Raw genomic sequence first — 17,945 nt, 5'->3', positions numbered from 1 at the left:
GACCACACGATGCACACCTAATCGAAGGATAATTCAGCGAAGAGATCGGAAAATATGAACACCAAGTAATCGAAATTGTGTTTTCTCTGCCGGTTTGCGAACACATCGACGAAATCAACTGGTCCTGATCTGCTGTTCGCGGGTCCGCCGACCACTGTCGGTTACCTGAACTGATCGCAGTACAGGCCGCCGCTCTGCGGGTCAGCGTTCCAGCAAAGTCTGTTCACACTGAGCAGAACGAACCCCTCAACATAAGCCGACACGATCGACTGGGTGGCATCCTCCACGAGCACCACCGCGCAGCATGACCTGCACGGATGCGGTTTCCGGCAAGTGCACCGTCCTTTACCCTCCTTCCTGCAGGCCAGGACCACCTGCAGCGGATGGGCGCCCAGGTCGACTCGCCCGGCCGCGCCGAGGGGGCCCAACTGTTCGGGGAGCTGGGTAAAGATGCGTCGTTTCGGGTTGGCATGATTTGCCGCGAAGGAACCTGGCAGACCTGCGAGAGCCAAGTCAGTCTGCCAGGAAACTGGTTTCCCAACACGGTTGGGTGGCGGCGAGTTGCGTCGTGACAGCCCGATGGAAACTCACGTAAGACCAGCACTGTGCTGGCGGCGGGTATCGCCACGGGAATACCAGCGCCGGACGGGCACTGGCCAACGTCAGCACCGTAAGGTGTCGGCTCGCGGAACGTTTTTACACGTTGCGTGAACGGCAGCGGTGAACGGACCGGGGGCAGGATCGCGCCTGCCCCCGGTCGTCTTACCTGGCGGACCGGCGAGCAGCTGCGATCTCGGGCACCGATACGGCGGCGATGTGCTCGCTCGCCGCGAATCCGCGCAGTTCGTCGTCGGTGGCCATCCGGGTCGGGTCCGCTGGGCTTACCAGGTGGGCGAACACTGCGACCGGTGGCGTCCCGGCGAGTCCGACCAGGTCGAAGGCCGATTCGGCGAGTCCGGCGTTGCCGAGCACACCGGCATCGCCGACGGCCACCGGCACCACGTGGCCGGGCCGGGTGAAGTCCGCGGGGCCCGCGTCGGGGTCGGCGAGCACGCGAGCGGTCCTGGCTCGGTCCGAGGCGGAAATGCCGGTGCTCACTCCCGTGCTGGCATCCACGGTGACGCACACCGTCGCGCCGCGGTGCTCCTGCAGCCGGGGCGACATGGGCGGCAGCGCGAGCGCATCGCAGCGCTCGCGTGGCAGCGCCACGCACAGGAAGCCTGACGAATGGCGGACCGCCAAGGCCGTCAGCTCGACGTCCGCGCGTGAAGCGGCGAACACAAGGCCGCCGTCACCGGACGTGCAGCCGTGCACGATCGTCGGCCGGCCTGCTGCGATCTCGTCCAGTGCCAGGCCGATCGACCTGAGCTTGCCCGGTCGGCGATCGAGAACCGCTGCGCGTTTCCGCTGGTCGTCCATTTTCTCCCCTCGGAAAGACGGATCCGGGCCGATTCAGTTCCACTATCCACATCGGACCAGTGAAGCGGCCCGCGACGTCACACGCCGGATAGCGTGGCCGATCCGGTCTGCCAAGCATCGCTGCCCGAGATCTCGAACGTCAACGTCAGCCAGCTGCCGTCCCAGTACCTGAAATCCTCGCGCCTCCGGCGGTGACATGCTGCATCGTGCTTGACATCGCGTCGGCCGCCTCCATAGCGTTGACGTGTGCTCCGACCGCTGCTGACCAATCGCCGCCACGTGGATCTGCTGCGAATTGGTTCGGCGGCGTGTTCGGTCTCCTGATCATCCGAGCCCGAAACACCGCTGCCGATCCGGCGGCACGTTTTCGACGTCAGCCGCTCCCGCACGGACCGTCGCTGTTTCCCGGTCTGGAGGCCGGTCACGCACTCCGACTCGGAGATTCCGTCGCGATGTAGGCGGAGATTCCGGACGTCACCGCCCCGACCGACGACTGGATCCCCCTGCCAGGAGGCAATCGTGACCACGACCGCCACCACCGGAAACCTTGCGGCAGTGCTCGAGGGAATCGCCGCGCGCGCGCCCGGTGCTTGGACTTCCCCCGGGGAAAGCGGACCTTCGCGCCCTTACGGGTGCCGTTACGGGAATCGGCCCAGTTCTTCAGCCCTTGCGCCAGATCCGCCAGCCCCGACGAATATGTCTCCTTCGAATTCTCCGTCCACCACGGGGCGATCGCGTCCTTGACCTGATTCCACAGCTTCCGCAAACCGTAAGCCGACCATGAGACCGCAGGAGTGAGCAGTTCCTCGGCGATGCCGTAGGAGCGCTCGGCTTCGCGTTGCGCCAGATTCGCCTTCACCAACCCCAAACCCCAGTTGAACGCGAACCGCTGCGCACCACAATTCGACCGCAACACCACTTCCTGCTCCGGTGTCGGATCCAACACGAACCGATACGCCTGAAAAACCGTACCCACAACAGCCTCACCCGGCACCCGACATGCCCAGTGCTTTGATCACGCACCGAGACCACATATCCTACAGTCAGTAAGATTTGTGTCGGCGCAGTGTCACCCCTGTCGCATCCCTGGGAACCACAACAGGCAGGCGCTACGCGAAACAGCACATACAGACACAGAACAACACAGATCGCCGAACCGCTTCTAACCCCATGAAGCCTTCCGTGACCTGCACGATGCCGGGGTGCTCAGCCTGACCGTTCCCGCCGAACTCGGGGGCGGTGGTGCGGACCTCGTCGAGGCAGTCGACGTCGTCAGGGCCGTCGGCGCCGCGGATCCGTCCGTGGCCTTGGTGCTGGCCATGCACCTGATCGCCCACGTCGAGCTGCGTTCGCCGCACAACCGGTGGCCCGCGGAGCGCAGGAAGGACGTGCAGCTCAGCTCGCTGGGCGACGGCGCGCTGGTGAACACCTTGCGCGTCGAACCCGACCTCGGTAGCCCCGCGCGCGGTGGGCTGCCCGCGACGACCGCCCACCAGCGGGCCGGTGGGTGGGCGCTGCGCGGGCACAAGACCTATACGACCGGCATTCCCCGCCTGCGGTGGCTGCTCGTCTGGGCCCGCACCGACGAACCTGGACCCCGGGTGGGCACCTTCCTGGTACCAGCCGGAATCGGCGGCTACCGGGTGGAACGCACGTGGGACCACCTCGGCATGCGGGCCACTCGCAGCGACGACGTGATCTTCGACGATGTCCGGGTTCCCGCGGACCACGCGGTGGACGTTCGCCCGGTGGGCGAACAAGCGGGTCCGCACCAAGGCGCGACCTCGCTGTGGAATCCGCTGCTGGTCAGCGCCATCTACGACGGTGTCGCGCACGCGGCCAGGGATTGGCTTGTCGGATACCTCAACGAGCGCACCCATGCGAACCTCGGCAAACCGTTGGCCAGCCTGCCGCGGTTTCAATCTGCGGTCGGCCAGATCGAGGCGCTGCTGCTCACCAACCGTTGTCTGCTGGCGGAAACCGCCCGCAACGCAGACCACGGCCTTCCCGTGACGAGCAGGGCAGGGCTGGTCAAGCACACCGTCACCAACAACGCCATCCGTGCCGTCGAGCTGGGTGTCTCGCTCGTCGGCAATCCCGGCCTGTCCCGCGCCAATCCCATCGAACGGCACTACCGCGACGTGCTTTGCAGCCGCATCCACACCCCGCAGGACGACACGATCCTCACCGTCAGCGGCACCGCAGCGCTGGAACGGTAACGCCGCGCAGGGTCACTGGCTTGGGCTTGGGCTTTCTTGTTGTCTGACTTGGGGAACGTGGCTGTCTAGGGACGGGTTGCCCCCATGCCGCGCGGTCGACCACGAGCGCAGTGATCGGAATGTTTTCGCGCCGCTGGCCAAGGGGTTGCGATCGCTGTACTTGGCGGGATCGGAGAATCGTTCCGGAAGACTGCGTTGTCCGAGCGGAAAGCACCGGCGTAGCCCACCACGGTCGACGGTCGTGCCATCTTTCGATCCAATACGTATTGTCACCTCAGCGCGGTCCTGCCTCGATGTCAAAGAACAGCGGCGCTGTGGGAGCTCGGCCTGTTGGACGGCGGCGTCTTCGGCAAGGGCATCAACATTGCTTCGTCCTAGCTGGCAGCCTCCTTGTGTTTCGGTTGTGTTTCCGTGGGATCTTGCCTCGTGGGATGCGTTGGCTGGCCCTGTTTCGCGACATATAGTCCCCTCGTGAGTGATTCACTCCTATGGTCCAGGCGAGAGGTCGACCTCGTGTTCTTCGCCAGCGCTCGGTGTCAGGGCTGATCGACAGCCGTACCGTTCGCGCCTGAGTGCCGGCAGCGAACCTGCGCAATCCTCCGGGTTTCAGAGCCCTTCAAATCTGGGAGAGCGCTGTGCGCCCTCTTCCGCCCAACGGCAGCGAAATCCGCCCGCGGTGGCAGGACCATGCCTGCCGACCACGACGGATGTCACCACCTCGTGCCGTCGTCCGCTGCCTCTCCAGCATGGGAGAAGTCCATGTCCGACCTTCGCAGTTCCATCGAGAGCGCGACCTCCGCGCGCAAGAAATGGCGGTTGCCGGCGATCGCGTTCGCCATCCTGCTGATCGCCGGAATCGCTTTCGCCGCAACCAGGGGCGGCGGCGCCGATCCGGGCGCGGCCGACGGCGCGCCCGTCCGCGGTGGCACGCTGCAGTTCGCGCTGATCGACTACCAGCGCAGCCCCGATCCGCAGTGGGGCACCAACTACGCCGAGTCGCTGATCGGCAACAACATCACCGACAAGCTGACCTGGCAGGACCCCAAGACCGGTGAGATCACGCCGTGGCTGGCCCAGTCGTGGGAGTACAACAAGGACCTGACCGAGTTCACCTTCCACCTGCGCCGGGACGTGACGTTCAGCGACGGGTCGCCTTTCAACGCCGAGGCCGTCAAAGCCAACTTCGACCAGTACGTGCACGGCGACCCGAGCCTGGGGATCCTGCCCAACGGCGCCACCTTGCTGCCCGGCTACCTCGAAACCAGGGTGGTGGACGAGTACACCGCCGTGGTCCGTTTCGAGAAGCCGCTCGCGAGCTTCCTCCAGGCGTCTTCGTTCACGGCCAATGCGCAACCGGGCTTCCTGTCGCCCTCGACGTTGAAGCTCAGCGCGCAGCAGCGGACGGACCCGAAGAAGGTGATCGGTACCGGCCCGTTCGTATACGAGTCGTGGGAGCCGCAGGCCAAAACCGTCTTGGTCAAGCGAAACGGCTACAACTGGGCTCCGCCCGCGCTGCGCCACCAGGGCGAGGCGTACCTGGACAGGATCGTGTTCAACACGATCCCGGAGGCCAGCGTCCGCACCGGTTCTTTGGTGTCCGGCACGATCGACGCGACCCTCGACGTCGGCACGACCGACGAGAAGCCCTTGTCCGCACAGGGTTTCGAGATACTCCACCGCGGCGTGTCCGGCACGGCGATCCGGTTCGACTTCAACAGCTCGCTCTTCCCGACCAATGACATCGCGGTCCGCAAGGCGATCCAGCTCGGCTGGGACCGGCAGACGGTCCAGAAGACCATCCTGACCGACTCCTACTCGGTTGCGAACTCGATCCTCGAACCGTCGGTGCCCGGACACGTCGACTACAGCGGTTCGGTGCTGAAGTACGACCCGGAGCAGGCCGCGCGGATCCTCGACGAGGCCGGCTGGGTGACCGGCCCCGACGGGATCCGGGTCAAGGAAGGGAAGAAGCTGGTGGTCAAGCTGCTGGGCATCAACAACCTGGTGGTGAACAAGCCGGCTTACGAGTCGATCCAGCAGGACCTGCGGAAGATCGGTATCGATCTGCAGCTCACCGTCGTGCCGATCCCGGACTACACCGCCCAGCAGGCCAAGGCGAAGACCGACTGGAACGTCGTCGCCGCCAACCGCTCCCGCAACGATCCGGCGGTCCTCAACCTGCAGTACGGGCCGCAGAACGGCAACGGCGCGTACGTCACGAAGGACTCCACCGGGGTCGACGCGGACGAGGTCACGCAGGTGCTGGGCAGGCTCGAAACGACGCTCGACCCGGCCGCGCGCACCCAGTATGCCAAGGAGGCGCAGGACATCCTGCTCGACAAGTACGCGCTGGTGAACCCGGTCTACAACCCCTCGCAGGTGATCGCCCAGGCGCCGTATGTGCACGGCATCGTCTTCGACGCCCAGTCCCGCAACCACTTCGTGGACACCTGGAAGAGCGACGGGAAGTGATCGTCCGCCCGGGAGCTCGGGCTCCCGGCGGGCCACGCCTCCTGGGAAAGGAAGAGTCGTGCTGCGTTACGTTGCGCTGAAGGCAGGCCGGGCCGCGTTCGTGGTCTGGGCGGCGTTCACCCTGACCTTCGTCCTCTTGTTCGTGCTGCCGGCCAACCCGGTCGATCTCCTCTTCGACCCGACGGAGCTCAACTCCGTGCCGCCGGAGGTGCGCGCGCAGGTCGCGGACAGCTACGGCTTCAACGAGCCGGTCCTCCTGCAATACCTCGGTCGGCTCGGACACGCGCTGCGGGGCGACTTCGGAACCTCCGTGCAGTCGGGCCAGTCGGTCAGCGCGGTGGTCCTCGACGTGCTCCCGCACACCCTGGTACTCGCCGTCGGGGCGTTGCTGCTCGCGCTGGTCATCGCGTTCGCCATCGCGCTCGTCGCGACTTCGACCCGGCACCAGTGGTTGCGCAACCTGGTCGAGTCGCTGCCGACGGCCTCGGTGTCGGTGCCGGTCTTCCTCTCCGGCATCCTGCTGCTGCAGATCTTCTCCTTCAAGCTCGGCTGGTTCCCCTCGTTCGGGGATCAAGGCTGGCGGAGCCTGGTGCTGCCGCTGATCACGCTGGCGATCCCGGTCTCCGGTCCCATCGCGCAACTCCTCGTGCGTTGCTTCGCCGCCGAGTTCCGTTCGGGATACGTCACGACGAGCTGGGCGAAGGGCGCCACCCGCAGCCGTGTCGTCGTCGGTGACGTCTTCCGCAACGCCAGCCTGCCCGCGCTGACCATCGCCGCCGTCACCTTCGGCAACCTCGTCGCGGGATCGGTCATCACCGAGACGGTCTTCGCCCGCAAGGGACTCGGCCGAATGACGCAGACGGCGATCAACACGCTCGATCTCCCGCTGGTGCAGGGAATCGTCGTCTTCGTCGCCGTCACCTTCGCGCTGATCAACCTGGTCGTGGACCTGATCTACCCGCTGCTGGATCCGCGGCTGCGCGCCACCTTCGCCGTGCCCACCGGCCCGTCCGGCGGCCTGAGGAGGACCAGTTGACCGTCGAATTCGACGCCCTGACCGCGCCCACCGGCAGCCGCGGGGCCGACATCGCTCGCAGCGCGCTCGACCGGCTCGGTGGGATCGCCCGCAAGCCGGGACTGCTGCTCGCCTGGATCATACTGCTGGTCGCGGTCGGCTGGGCGCTGTTCCCCGGAGCGTTCACCGCCCACAGCCCCTACATCGGCGATCCCGGCGCCAGCTTCGCGCCGCCGAGCGCGGAACACTGGTTCGGCACCGACCGACTGGGCCGGGACCTCTTCGCGCGCAGCGTCTTCGGCGCGGGGACCACGCTGGCCGCCACGTTGTTCGCCGTGCTCATCGGGTTCGGTGCCGGCACCGCTGTGGGACTGACCGCCGGGTTCGCCGGCGGCGTGACCGACACCGCGATCATGCGGGTGGTCGACGTCTTCCTCGCGATCCCGAACCTGTTGCTGGCCATGGTCATCGTCTCGGTGCTGGGCTACTCCACCAACAACATCGCCCTCGCGGTGGGTATCTCGTCCATCGCCTCCTTCGCGCGGGTCATGCGAGCCGAGGTGCTCACCGTCGTCTCCCGGGATTACGTGCGCGCGGCGTACGGGCTCGGTGTCGGCCGGCTCGGCGTGGTGCTCCGGCACATCGTGCCGAATTCGCTGAGCTCGGTGCTCGCGCTGGCGGCACTGGAGATCGGCACATCGATCCTCGCCGTGGCAGGTCTCGGTTTCCTCGGCTACGGCGCGCCACCGCCGACGCCGGAGTGGGGACTCCTGGTCGCCGAGGGGCGTGACTTCATAGCGGTCTACCCGTGGATATCGCTCCTGCCGGGAGCGGCACTGGCGGTGGTCGTGCTCGCCACCCACCGGATCAGCACCTCGTTCAGGAAGGACCACGACTGATGGCCGACACTGCCACTGCTTCCGAAGCGACCGCCGCTGCGGCGGAGGATGACCAGGCGCTGCTGCGGATCACCGATCTGGCGATCGACTACCGCACCGGGCACCGCAGGTGGACCAGGGCGGTCCGCGGGGTCGGCCTGCAGGTGGCGCCGGGCGAGTTCGTGTCGCTGGTGGGGGAGTCCGGCTCGGGCAAGACCACCGTGGTCCAGGGCGCGCTCGGCCTGCTGCCGAGCTCCGCGCGGATCCGGTCCGGTTCCATCGTCTATTCCGGCGTCGACGTCACCGGCTGGAACGATCAGCGGATGGCACTGGTGCGGGGCAACTACGTGGGCTTCATCCCGCAGGACCCCAACACCTCGCTCAACCCGGTCAAGAAGATCGGGCAGCAGGTGATCGAGGCGGTCCGGTTCAACGAGCGCGCGGCGAAGAATGCGCCGCAGCACAAGGAGGCCGCGTTGGAGAGCCTGCGCACCGCGGGCCTCAACGACGCCGAGCGGGTGTTCCAGCAATACCCCCACGAGCTCAGCGGCGGCATGAAGCAGCGCGCGCTCATCGCGATCGCGCTTGCAGGCAAGCCAAAGATCATCTTGGCCGACGAACCCACCAGCGCGCTCGACGTCACCGTCCAGAAGGTCATCCTCGACCACCTGCTGCGGCTGCGCGAGGAACTCGGCATCGGCGTTCTCCTGGTCACCCACGACCTCGGCGTCGCGCTGGACCGCTCCGACCGGATTCTGGTCATGCGGCAAGGCGAAATCGTGGAAGACGGCCCGGTACACCAGGTCCTGGAGAACGCGACCGACAACTACACGCGGCGGTTGCTCGACGCGGCCCCCGTGCGCCACCTCGGTCGTCTCGAACCGGCATCGGGCGCCCGGCTGGTTCCCGCTGGAGCGCCGACGGTGCTGGAAGCACGCGAGCTGACCAAGACCTACCGCCTGCGGGGCCGGGGCGAGCTGCGTGCGCTGGACTCGGCAAACCTGTTGGTGCGCAATGCAACGACGCACGCGATCGTGGGGGAGTCCGGTGCTGGCAAGTCGACGCTGGCGAGCATCCTGGCCGCCTTCACCGCGGCGGACAGCGGCACGGTGCGCGTCGGCGATCGCGTGCTGGGCGGCCTGCGCCGCGGGCAGCTGCGGGAGATCCGCCGGGACCTGCAGTTCGTGTTCCAGAACCCGTTCACCTCGCTCGACCCGCGGTTCACGGTGGACAGGATCATCGCGGAGCCGCTGCGCGCATTCGGACTGGCGACGCGCAAGCCGGAGCGGACGGCCCGGGTGGTCGAGCTGCTGGAGGCGGTGGCGCTGGACGCGACCTACCTGCACCGGCTCCCGAGCCAGCTCTCCGGAGGCCAGCGGCAGCGCGTCGCGATCGCGCGGGCACTCGCGCTCACGCCGAAGGTCCTCGTCCTGGACGAGGCGGTAAGCGCTCTCGACGTCTCGGCCCAGGCGCAGATCCTGCAGCTGCTGGTCGACCTGCAGGCCGAGTACGGGCTCAGCTACGTGTTCGTGACCCACGACCTCGGCGTCGTACGGCTGATCGCGCACGACGTCACGGTGATGAAGGACGGTGTCGTGCTGGAAACCGGCCCGGTGGAGCAGGTGTTCCGTTCGCCGCGGCATGAGTACACCAGGGATCTGCTGGCGGCGATCCCGGGCGCCCGGCTCGCCCCCGCCGGCGTGCGCTAAAGGGTCCTTTCAGAATGCGGCGTGAGCCGCATGCGGTGTGCATACATAAGGAGGGGTTCCCACAGTCCAGGCGGCGTCTGAGGTCCCGCTACCGGCACCGCTAAGCAAGCCGTTCTGAAACCACTCCTAAGGAGGAAAAGCGTGTCACGTCAACTGCACATCAACGTCAACATCCTCAACGCGGGAGTCTTCGGCGGGTCATGGCGATTCCCGAACACCGACGGCACCGCGAGCTACCGGATCGAGCACTACACCTCGATCGCGAAGAAGGCCGAGGAAGCCAAACTCGATGCGGTCTTCCTAGCGGACAGCCCGTTGCTCGACCCGAGTATCAAGCATCGCACCGGCAACAACCTGGAGCCCACCACGGTTCTGGCGCGCATCGCTGCCCAGACCGAGCGGATCGGTCTGATCGGGACGCTGTCGTCGTCGTACAACGACCCCGCCGAACTGGCGCGCCGGCTCGCCGACCTCGACCACGTCAGCGGCGGCCGCATCGGCTGGAACGTGGTGACCACTGCCGGGCCGGTGGCGGCGCGCAACTTCGGCCGCACCAGCGAGCCCGAGCACGCTTCGCGCTACCGCCGCGCCGCCGAGTTCACCGAGCGGGTCATCGCCGACTGGGCGGGGAGGACCCAATTCGCCTCCCCGCAAGGCCGGCCGGTCGTCGTCCAGGCCGGTGGTTCCAGCGACGGGCGGCGGCTGGCCTCCCGCGTCGCCGAGGTGATCTTCTCCGCCGATCAGGACCTCGACCACGCCCGGGCGTTCCGCACTGAGATCCGCAACGGTGCAGCCGAGTTCGGGCGCAGTCCCGAGGAAATCGTGGTGCTGCCGGGGCTTTCCACCGTCGTGGGCAGCACCGAGGCGGAGGCCAAGGCCCGGCGGGAGCTGTTGGACGACATCCTCCCCGACGCCTACGCCCGGAACCGGTTGGCGAGCCAGCTCGGGATCTCCCTCGACGGACTGCGCGACGACGAACCGATCCCGGCCGAGCTGCTCATCCACCCCGACGAGGCCGGTGGTTCGCAGAGCTTCTACCGCGTCGTCAAGGAAATCATCGACAGGGAGCGACCGACGCTCGGCCGGCTGCTGAAGAAGCTCTCCGGCGGCGGTGGCCACCGGATCCTCGTGGGGACGCCGGAGCAGATCGCCGACGACGTCGAAACGTGGTTCCGCGCCGGTGCGGCCGACGGCTTCAACGTGATGCCCGACGTGCTGCCATCGGGCTTCGACGACTTCGCCGATCACGTGATTCCCGAGCTGCAGAGGCGAGGTCTGTTCCGGACCGAATACGACGGGATGACCCTGCGCGAGCACCTCGGGCTCGGTCTTCCCGCAGTGCCCGCCGCGGCGCACGAGCGCCATCTGCTCGACCCGTACCAGGAAGGACAGGTGATTTCCTTATGAGCAACGCGATCCAGCTCACCCTCGCGGTCGGCGAGGCGACCGGCCGACCGGTCGACGGCGCGTCGCCGGTCTCGCTCGCCGAAGCCGCCGCCATCGCGGCGGTGGCCGCGGAAGTCGGGGTCGCAGCGATCCGGCTCGTCGACGGCGGAGCGGGCCGCACGCTCGACCCGACCGTCGTAGGCGCCTACCTCGCCGGCATCCACGGCGGCGTCGGTTTCGTCGCCGAGGTCCCGACGACCCACAACGCGCCCTACAACGCCGCGCGCCGGGTGCTCTCCCTGGACCGGGCCGCCGGTGGCCGAACCGGTGTCGCCCTGCGCGCGGGCGGCGGCGACGAGGTGAGCGAGGCAACCGTTGCGGCATCCAACGCGACCGATGCCGCCCAGCGCTGGGCGGAGTACGCCTTGGTGCTGACCCGGCTGTGGGAGTCCTTCCCGCGCGCGGCGCTGATCGGTGACCAGGAGTCGGGCCTCGTCGCCGACGACGCGCTCATCGAACCGATCAACCACGAAGCCGCCTTCTACCGCGTCGCAGGCCCCCTGGACGGCCCCTCGTCGGCGCAAGGACGCCCTGTTCTCGTGGCAGATCTCGGGGCCCTCGACCCGACCGCGGTGGCGCGATCCGCGGATGTCGTCGTGGTCGACCGTGAGCGTGTCGCCGGTGCCGACGCCGCGCTCACGGCGGCGTTGCGGCGAGCCGGCCGTTCGCGGGAGGACGTCGCGCTGCTCGGCCGTGTCGAGGTCGCGGCGGACGACCCGGCTGCCGCCGCAGCCGTCGGCCATGAGCTCCGTGCCTGGGCCGACGCGCACCGGCTGGACGGTTTCGAACTGGTACCCGCGGGTGGCGCCGAGGACGTGGTGACCGTGCTGCGGGGGTTGGTCCCGCAGCTCGCGGACGCTGCTGCCGACTCGCCCCCACCGACCTTGCGGGCCGCGTTCGGCCTGCGCGTGGTCGCGGAGGCGCTGAGGTGAGTGCCGAACCGGTCGACACAGAACCTGCCACTGCGACCGAGCCCCGCGCTGCGCGGCTTCCCACACCCAGCCGGTTCACAGTCGAAGGCATCCGCATCGCGGTTTCCCCGATCCTGCAGCGCATCGGAGCCTGCGCCGGCGTGCGGGAACGAGCCCGCGAGTACGCCTTCGAAGACGTCCGGGCACTGGCCGAGCAGCGGATCACCTTGGTCGGCATCGCGGCGGAGGACGGCGGTGCCGGCGGCTCGCTGCGGGACGTGACCGACCTGGTGATGGCCATCGCCAGGGCCGACTCCAACGTGGCGCAGGCGTTGCGAAACAGCTTCCTCGTCGCCAACCGGGTGGCGACCCTGCGCGATCTGCCGAACCGGGCGGTGACGCTGCAGCGGCTGCGCAACGGCGACCTCTTCGCCGGCACCGCCAACGAGCGCACCGGCGGGGCCAGCGGAACGGTCAACACCACCATCCGGCGCGTCGGCGACGGGTACGTCATCAACGGGGAGAAGTACTACTCGACCGGTGGGCTCTACGCCTCGTGGTTCTCGGGCTCGGCCCACGACGAGAACGGGACGGTGCTGGGCTTCACGGTGCCGGTGGATCGCGAGGGCGTGCAGCGGCTCGACGACTTCGACGCCGTCGGCCAGCGGCTCACCGCGAGCGGCACCACGCGGCTGGTGAACGTGCGGGTCGACGCGGACGAAGTCGAGGTTCGCGACAACACCCGGTTCGACAGCCCGTGGCTGGGATCCTTCGCCCAGCTCTACCTGGCGGCGATGGAAGCGGGCATCGCCGCCGCTGCGCTGGACGACGCCATCTGGTTCGCCCGCGAGAAAGCGCGGCCGATCAAGCACAGCACAGCCGACAAGAGCGTCGAGGACCCGTACGTGCGCGAGACCGTGGGCGAGATCGCCGCCCGGGCGCAGGCAGCCCGCGCGGCGGTGCTGTTCGCCGCCGACGCACTGGCGGGCGTGCACGACCTCACCGGCCCGCAGGCGCGAGCCGCGGGCGCGGAGGCCGCGGTCACCGTGGCGCAGACCGGTGTGATCGCCGTCGAGTCCGCGCTGCGCGCCGCCGAGCTGCTCTTCGACGTCGGAGGAGGCTCGATCACCAACCGCGACCTCGGGTTCGACCGGCACTGGCGCAACGCCCGCACGGTCGCCAACCACAACCCCCGGCAGTGGAAAGCCGCAGTGGCCGGCGCGTACCACCTGACCGGCGAGGAGCCGCCGACAACCGGGCTGTTCTGAGCCACCCGGCAAACCGACCGAAAGGAACCCGATGACCATCAAAATAAACCGCGCACTCGGCCGCACCGGCGTCCTCGTCACACCGCTGACGCTCGGCACCATGAACTTCGGCCGCTGGCAGGAGGAAAGCGAGAGCACCAGGATCGTCCGGGCCGCCCTGGATGCCGGGATCACGGCCGTCGACACCGCCGACGTCTACGCCCAGGGCAGGTCCGAGGAGATCGTGGGCAAGGCGATCAAGGGCCGCCGCGACGACGTCTTCCTGGCCACCAAGTTCCACGGCCAGATCGGCGACAACCCCCAGCACGCGGGCAACTCCCGACGCTGGATCCTCCGTGCGGTGGAGGACAGCCTGCACCGGCTCGGCACCGACCACATCGACCTCTACCAGGCGCACCGGCCGGATCCGCACACCGACCTGCTGGAGACGCTGCAGACCCTCAACGACCTGATCAAGCAGGGCAAGATCCGCTACTACGGCACCTCGGTGTTCCCGGCGCACCAGCTCGTCGAGGCGCACTGGCTGGCCGAGAAGCACGGGCTCATCGCCCCGCACACCGAGCAACTGCCGTACTCCCCGCTCATTCGCAGCGCCGAGCGCGAGGTCTTCCCCGTCGTGCGCAAGTACGGCGTCGGCGTGCTCAGCTACGGTCCGCTCGCCGCCGGCTGGCTTTCCGGGAAGTACCGCGTCGGCGGAGAGCAGCCGGAATCCGCGCGCGCCGACCTCGTCCCCGGCCGGTTCGACATCAGCCTCGAGCGCAACCAGCGCAAGCTGGCCGCCGCCGACGCGCTGGCCCGGCTGGCTGAGGACAACGGCCTGGCACTGGTCGAGCTGGCCGTTTCGTTCGCGCTCAACCACCCGGCGGTCAGCAGCGTGATCATCGGCCCGCGCACGCTGGAGCACCTGGAGGCGTACCTCAAAGCCGCCACCGTCGAACTCGGTGCGGACGTCCTCGACCGCATCGACGAGATCGTCGACCCCGGCACGCACTTCGTCGAGCGGGACACCGGCCACGACACCCCGTCGCTGCAGCCGACGGCGCTCCGCCGCGACCGCACGAGCAACCGCTGACCGGCAACAGGAAAGGAATCCAACCATGAGCTACAGCGTTTTCGAGAAGACTTACGCGGCGGCCGAAGACCGCTACGGCAAGATCGAGTACCGGCGTGCCGGCAACTCCGGCCTTGACCTGCCCGCGTTCTCCTTCGGCCTGTGGCAGAAGTTCGGCACCGACTACCCCTACGAGACCCAGCGCGAAATCGTGCTGCACGCCTTCGACCTGGGCATCACGCACTTCGACAACGCCGACCGGTACGGCCCGCCGCACCGCGCCGCGCAGCAGCTGTTCGGGAGGGTGCTGGGCAAGGACCTGGCCCCGTACCGGGACGAGCTGATCCTGTCCACGAAGGCCGGCAACCCGATCGGCCCCGGTCCTTACCAGAAGGGCGGCTCGCGCAAGTCGCTGCTGGCCTCGCTCGACCACAGCCTGCGCGATCTGGGCACCGACTACGTCGACATCTTCTACAGCCACCGCGCGGACCCGACCACGCCGCTGGAGGAGACCGTCGGTGCGCTCGTCAGCGCGGTGCAGCAAGGCAAGGCGCTCTACGCCGGCATCTCCAACTACCCGCCCGGGCGGGCGCACGAGGCAGCCGACCTGCTGCGCCGGTCGGGAGTTCCGCTGCTGGTCCACCAGCCGCGGTACTCGATCTTCGACCGCAGCCCGGAGAACAACGGTCTGCTCAAGCTGGCCGCCGAGGAAGGGTTCGGCCTGGTCGTCTACTCGCCGTTGGCGCAGGGACTGCTGACGGACAAGTACCTCGAGGGCATCCCGGCGGGTGCGCGCGCCGAGAACAGCACGTTCCTCTCACCTGACGTCATCGACGGCACCTATCGGCAGCGGGCCAACGCCCTCAACCAGATCGCCGAGCAGCGCGGCCAGTCCCTGGCGCAGCTGGCGCTGCAATGGGTGCTGCGGCAGCCGCAGGTGACCTCGGCGCTCATCGGGGCCAGCTCGGTGCGGCAGCTGGACCACAACGTCAAGGCGCTCGAATTCCCGCCGCTGACGGAGGAAGAGCTGGCCCTGATCGACGAGCACGGTGTGCACGGTACCGGGCTGAGGCTCTGAGATGACCGACCTCGTTGAGACGATCGGGGCAGGTGTCGAGGACGGCCGCCCCTTCCGCCTAGGCTTCCTCCTGCACCTCGACGGTGATCAGCCGCCGGTCCGGGCGTACCGGGAAGCGATCGAGCTGTTCGCGGTCGCGGAGGAACTGGGCTACGACTCGGGATGGGTCATCCAGCGGCACTTCCGGCAGGGCAACGAGCACGTATCCGCGCCGCTGATCTTGCTCACCGCGATCGCCGAGCACACCAGCCGGATCGCGCTGGGCACCGGCGTGCTGGTGCTCCCGCTGGAGGATCCCCTCAAGGTCGCCGAAGACGCGGCGACGCTCGATGAGCTCAGCGGCGGCCGGCTCGAGCTGGGTGTCGGGTCGGGGCCCTTCCCGGGTGCCTGGGAGGCATTCGGGAAGGACTTGGCCGACAGGCACCGGCTCTTCGACGAATCGGTGGCGCGGCTGCACGAGGTGCTGGAGGGTGCGGCGCTCAACAGCCTCGGCGAGGTGCTCCACCCGCCCGCAGCCGGCGTGCGGCGACGGTTGTGGCAGGCCACCACCAGCGACCCGCAATGGGCCGGTGCCGGGGCGGCCGCCGCCGCACTCGCCGGCGACGGGCTGCAGTTCTCCCGCGCGACCGGCTGGCGCGGCACGACCGTTCGCGAAGCGCAGCACCAGCAGGCGCAGTGGATCGCGGACTACCGCGCAGCCTGGCGTGAGCCCGACCGGCGGGCCCGGGTGCAGGTCTCCCGGGCCGTCTACCCGCACCCGGACCGCGAAGCGGCGGTGCGGCTGGTCACACCCGGCGTTCGCCGTTGGCAGAGTTGGCTTTCCGCTCGGCGCGACGTCGCCGGCCTCGACGTCGAGGAGTACTTGGCGGGCGACCGCGCGCTGCTTGGTCCGCCGGAGGCACTGGCCGCCGAGCTGGCCGCCGATCCCGCGTTGCGCCAAATCACCGACCTGCTGGTGAGTTTCGTCCCCGGGGTGCCCGATTTCGACGAACACGTCCGCCTGCTCACCTCCGGCGCGCAGGAACTCGCGCCCCTGCTCGGCTGGCGAACCGCACCGCTGTCCCCGGCGCAACCGGCCGGCCTCCCTCTCGTGGGAACCGGCCACCGTACCGGGCGATCAGACCGAGCCACCACGTCGAGAGGGACACCATGAAGGGATTCCACCTCAACCTGTCGGTGATGACCCCCGGCCACTTCCGCCACGCCGGAGGGCGGCCTGTCCCAGGACGCCTACGGCCACCGCACCCTCCGCGGGCGTCTCGGGCCGCCGTTGCCGAGCCGACCACTGCCGGCAGCGCTCAAGGCCCTGGCGTGATGTCCGCGCTGCGCATCGCTTTCCAGGGCGAGACCCATGCAATCCGCACAACCGGCCACCGATCAGAACAGGGGACTCAGCCATGAGCCTCGAACTCCTCTGGTACATCCCGAACCAGGTCTATCCCGGCCATCGCGGCGACGACGTCGTCGACGAACACAACAGCCTGGCGACCCTCACCGGCCACGCCAAAGCCCTCGAAGAACACGGCTGGGGCGGCGCGCTCATCGGCGCCGGATGGGGCAGACCCGACACCTTCACGGTCGCCACCGCGCTGGCCGCGCAGACCACGACGTTCCAGCCGTTGATCGCGACCCGGCCCGGTTACTGGCGTCCGGCGAACTTCGCCGCCGCCGCCGCGACGCTGGACCACCTCACCCGCGGACGGGTGCTGGTGAACATCGTGTCGGGCAAGGACGACCTGGCGGCCTACGGCGACAGCGAAGGCGACCAGGCCCACCGTTACTCCCGTACCCGGGAGTTCCTCCAGATCGTGCGCAAGCTGTGGACCGAGGAGAACGTCACCTACCGCGGCGAGCACTTCAGCGTCACCGACTCCACAGTGCTGCCCCGACCGGTCGTCCGGGGCGAACGCCAGCACCCCCGGCTCTACTTCGGCGGGGCATCTTCAGCCGCCGAGGAGGTGGCCGCTACCGAAGCGGATGTCCAGCTCTTCTGGGGCGAGCCGCTCGACGGAATCAGCGAGCGGATCGACCGGCTCAAGCGGCTCAGCGAGAAGCTGGGCCGCGAGCACGCTCCGCTGGAGTTCGGGTTGCGGGTCACGACATTGGTGCGGGACACCACCGAACAGGCGTGGGCCGACGCCGAGGCGAAGGTCGCGGAGATGGCGCAGGGCAAGGGAATCGGCCTCGTCGATCCGAACCGGCGGACCGCCGCGGGTCAGCAGCGGCTGCTTGACCTGGCCGCACGGGGCGAGGTCCTCGACGACAACCTCTACACCACGCCCGGCAAGTTCGGCGGCGGAGGTGCGGGCACCACCTGGCTGGTCGGTTCTGCCGAAGACGTGGCCAAGTCGCTGCGGAAGTACCAGAGCCTCGGCATCACCCACTTCGTGCTCTCCGACACTCCCTACCTGCCGGAGATCAAGCGCCAGGGCGATCAGCTCCTACCGCTGCTGCGCGGATGACCAATACCCCGGATGCG

At 68.5% G+C, this 17,945-nt stretch carries 15 protein-coding genes and 1 pseudogene; 14 read left to right on the top strand and 2 right to left on the bottom strand.

Features of this window, described 5'->3' with window-relative positions; genetic code table 11:
• Positions 1-762: 762 nt before the first annotated feature.
• Positions 763-1,419, bottom strand: coding sequence for a 3,4-dihydroxy-2-butanone-4-phosphate synthase (locus tag DL519_RS13645; protein ID WP_190815198.1), 657 nt, complete (start codon positions 1,417-1,419; stop codon positions 763-765).
• Between the two features lie 246 nt (positions 1,420-1,665).
• On the opposite strand from DL519_RS13645, the gene DL519_RS49945 reads away from it, so the two are divergent.
• Positions 1,666-1,743 (top strand): putative leader peptide, encoded by a 78-nt coding sequence (locus tag DL519_RS49945; RefSeq protein WP_397545049.1) that lies wholly within the window; start codon positions 1,666-1,668, stop codon positions 1,741-1,743.
• 97 nt (positions 1,744-1,840) lie between these two features.
• Here DL519_RS49945 and DL519_RS13640 read toward each other — a convergent pair whose 3' ends face one another.
• Positions 1,841-2,395, bottom strand: a complete 555-nt coding sequence (locus DL519_RS13640) for a helix-turn-helix domain-containing protein (RefSeq protein ID WP_190815196.1) — start codon at positions 2,393-2,395, stop codon at positions 1,841-1,843.
• 202 nt (positions 2,396-2,597) lie between these two features.
• On the opposite strand from DL519_RS13640, the pseudogene DL519_RS48640 reads away from it, so the two are divergent.
• The 13 genes and pseudogenes from DL519_RS48640 to DL519_RS13580 all read left to right on the top strand — a co-directional run.
• Positions 2,598-2,735, top strand: a pseudogene (locus DL519_RS48640) (acyl-CoA dehydrogenase family protein); the annotation flags it as partial.
• A 3-nt stretch (positions 2,736-2,738) separates the two neighbouring features.
• Complete coding sequence (locus tag DL519_RS13635; RefSeq protein ID WP_263399805.1) at positions 2,739-3,638, top strand: acyl-CoA dehydrogenase; 900 nt, start codon at positions 2,739-2,741, stop codon at positions 3,636-3,638.
• A 759-nt stretch (positions 3,639-4,397) separates the two neighbouring features.
• Positions 4,398-6,110 (top strand): ABC transporter substrate-binding protein, encoded by a 1,713-nt coding sequence (locus DL519_RS13630; RefSeq protein ID WP_190815192.1) that lies wholly within the window; start codon positions 4,398-4,400, stop codon positions 6,108-6,110.
• Positions 6,111-6,168: 58 nt separating this feature from the next.
• On the top strand, positions 6,169-7,146 hold the full coding sequence (locus DL519_RS13625; protein ID WP_190815190.1) for an ABC transporter permease: 978 nt from the start codon (positions 6,169-6,171) through the stop codon (positions 7,144-7,146).
• Positions 7,143-8,024: an ABC transporter permease gene (locus DL519_RS13620; RefSeq protein ID WP_190815188.1), complete on the top strand. Its 882-nt coding sequence runs from the start codon at positions 7,143-7,145 to the stop codon at positions 8,022-8,024. The genes DL519_RS13625 and DL519_RS13620 overlap by 4 nt, the downstream gene beginning before the upstream one ends.
• The gene (locus DL519_RS13615) at positions 8,024-9,712 is read left to right on the top strand and encodes a dipeptide ABC transporter ATP-binding protein (RefSeq protein WP_190815186.1); all 1,689 of its coding nucleotides are present in this window, start codon (positions 8,024-8,026) and stop codon (positions 9,710-9,712) included. Before DL519_RS13620 ends, DL519_RS13615 begins: the two co-directional genes overlap by 1 nt.
• 141 nt (positions 9,713-9,853) lie before the next feature.
• Complete coding sequence (locus DL519_RS13610) at positions 9,854-11,119, top strand: LLM class flavin-dependent oxidoreductase (RefSeq protein WP_190815184.1); 1,266 nt, start codon at positions 9,854-9,856, stop codon at positions 11,117-11,119.
• Positions 11,116-12,090: an LLM class oxidoreductase gene (locus DL519_RS13605; RefSeq protein ID WP_190815183.1), complete on the top strand. Its 975-nt coding sequence runs from the start codon at positions 11,116-11,118 to the stop codon at positions 12,088-12,090. Before DL519_RS13610 ends, DL519_RS13605 begins: the two co-directional genes overlap by 4 nt.
• Entirely contained in the window at positions 12,087-13,337 is a 1,251-nt protein-coding gene (locus tag DL519_RS13600) for an acyl-CoA dehydrogenase family protein (RefSeq protein ID WP_190815181.1), read from the top strand. The genes DL519_RS13605 and DL519_RS13600 overlap by 4 nt, the downstream gene beginning before the upstream one ends.
• A 31-nt stretch (positions 13,338-13,368) precedes the next feature.
• On the top strand, positions 13,369-14,409 hold the full coding sequence (locus DL519_RS13595; RefSeq protein WP_190815179.1) for an aldo/keto reductase: 1,041 nt from the start codon (positions 13,369-13,371) through the stop codon (positions 14,407-14,409).
• Positions 14,410-14,434: 25 nt separating this feature from the next.
• Entirely contained in the window at positions 14,435-15,466 is a 1,032-nt protein-coding gene (locus DL519_RS13590; protein WP_190815177.1) for an aldo/keto reductase, read from the top strand.
• Position 15,467: 1 nt separating this feature from the next.
• Positions 15,468-16,619: an LLM class flavin-dependent oxidoreductase gene (locus tag DL519_RS13585; protein ID WP_190815175.1), complete on the top strand. Its 1,152-nt coding sequence runs from the start codon at positions 15,468-15,470 to the stop codon at positions 16,617-16,619.
• A 244-nt stretch (positions 16,620-16,863) separates the two neighbouring features.
• The gene (locus DL519_RS13580; RefSeq protein ID WP_190815174.1) at positions 16,864-17,928 is read left to right on the top strand and encodes an LLM class flavin-dependent oxidoreductase; all 1,065 of its coding nucleotides are present in this window, start codon (positions 16,864-16,866) and stop codon (positions 17,926-17,928) included.
• Positions 17,929-17,945: the final 17 nt, after the last annotated feature.

The organism is Saccharopolyspora pogona, assembly GCF_014697215.1.
In the GTDB taxonomy this organism is placed as follows: Bacteria; Actinomycetota; Actinomycetes; order Mycobacteriales; family Pseudonocardiaceae; genus Saccharopolyspora; species Saccharopolyspora hattusasensis.
Note: the sequence above shows the minus strand (reverse complement) of the source record. Positions and strands in the feature narration are given on the sequence as shown.

What these genes read in the sequence shown, in the direction of transcription:
- DL519_RS13630 (WP_190815192.1), top strand. Translation starts at nt 4,398, where the DNA reads ATGTCCGACCTTCGCAGTTCCATCGAGAGCGCGACCTCCGCGCGCAAG.
- DL519_RS13605 (WP_190815183.1), top strand. Translation starts at nt 11,116, where the DNA reads ATGAGCAACGCGATCCAGCTCACCCTCGCGGTCGGCGAGGCGACCGGC.
- DL519_RS13615 (WP_190815186.1), top strand. Translation starts at nt 8,024, where the DNA reads ATGGCCGACACTGCCACTGCTTCCGAAGCGACCGCCGCTGCGGCGGAG.
- DL519_RS13580 (WP_190815174.1), top strand. Translation starts at nt 16,864, where the DNA reads ATGAGCCTCGAACTCCTCTGGTACATCCCGAACCAGGTCTATCCCGGC.
- DL519_RS13635 (WP_263399805.1), top strand. Translation starts at nt 2,739, where the DNA reads ATGCACCTGATCGCCCACGTCGAGCTGCGTTCGCCGCACAACCGGTGG.
- DL519_RS13645 (WP_190815198.1), bottom strand. Translation starts at nt 1,419, where the DNA reads ATGGACGACCAGCGGAAACGCGCAGCGGTTCTCGATCGCCGACCGGGC.
- DL519_RS13585 (WP_190815175.1), top strand. Translation starts at nt 15,468, where the DNA reads ATGACCGACCTCGTTGAGACGATCGGGGCAGGTGTCGAGGACGGCCGC.
- DL519_RS13595 (WP_190815179.1), top strand. Translation starts at nt 13,369, where the DNA reads ATGACCATCAAAATAAACCGCGCACTCGGCCGCACCGGCGTCCTCGTC.
- DL519_RS13590 (WP_190815177.1), top strand. Translation starts at nt 14,435, where the DNA reads ATGAGCTACAGCGTTTTCGAGAAGACTTACGCGGCGGCCGAAGACCGC.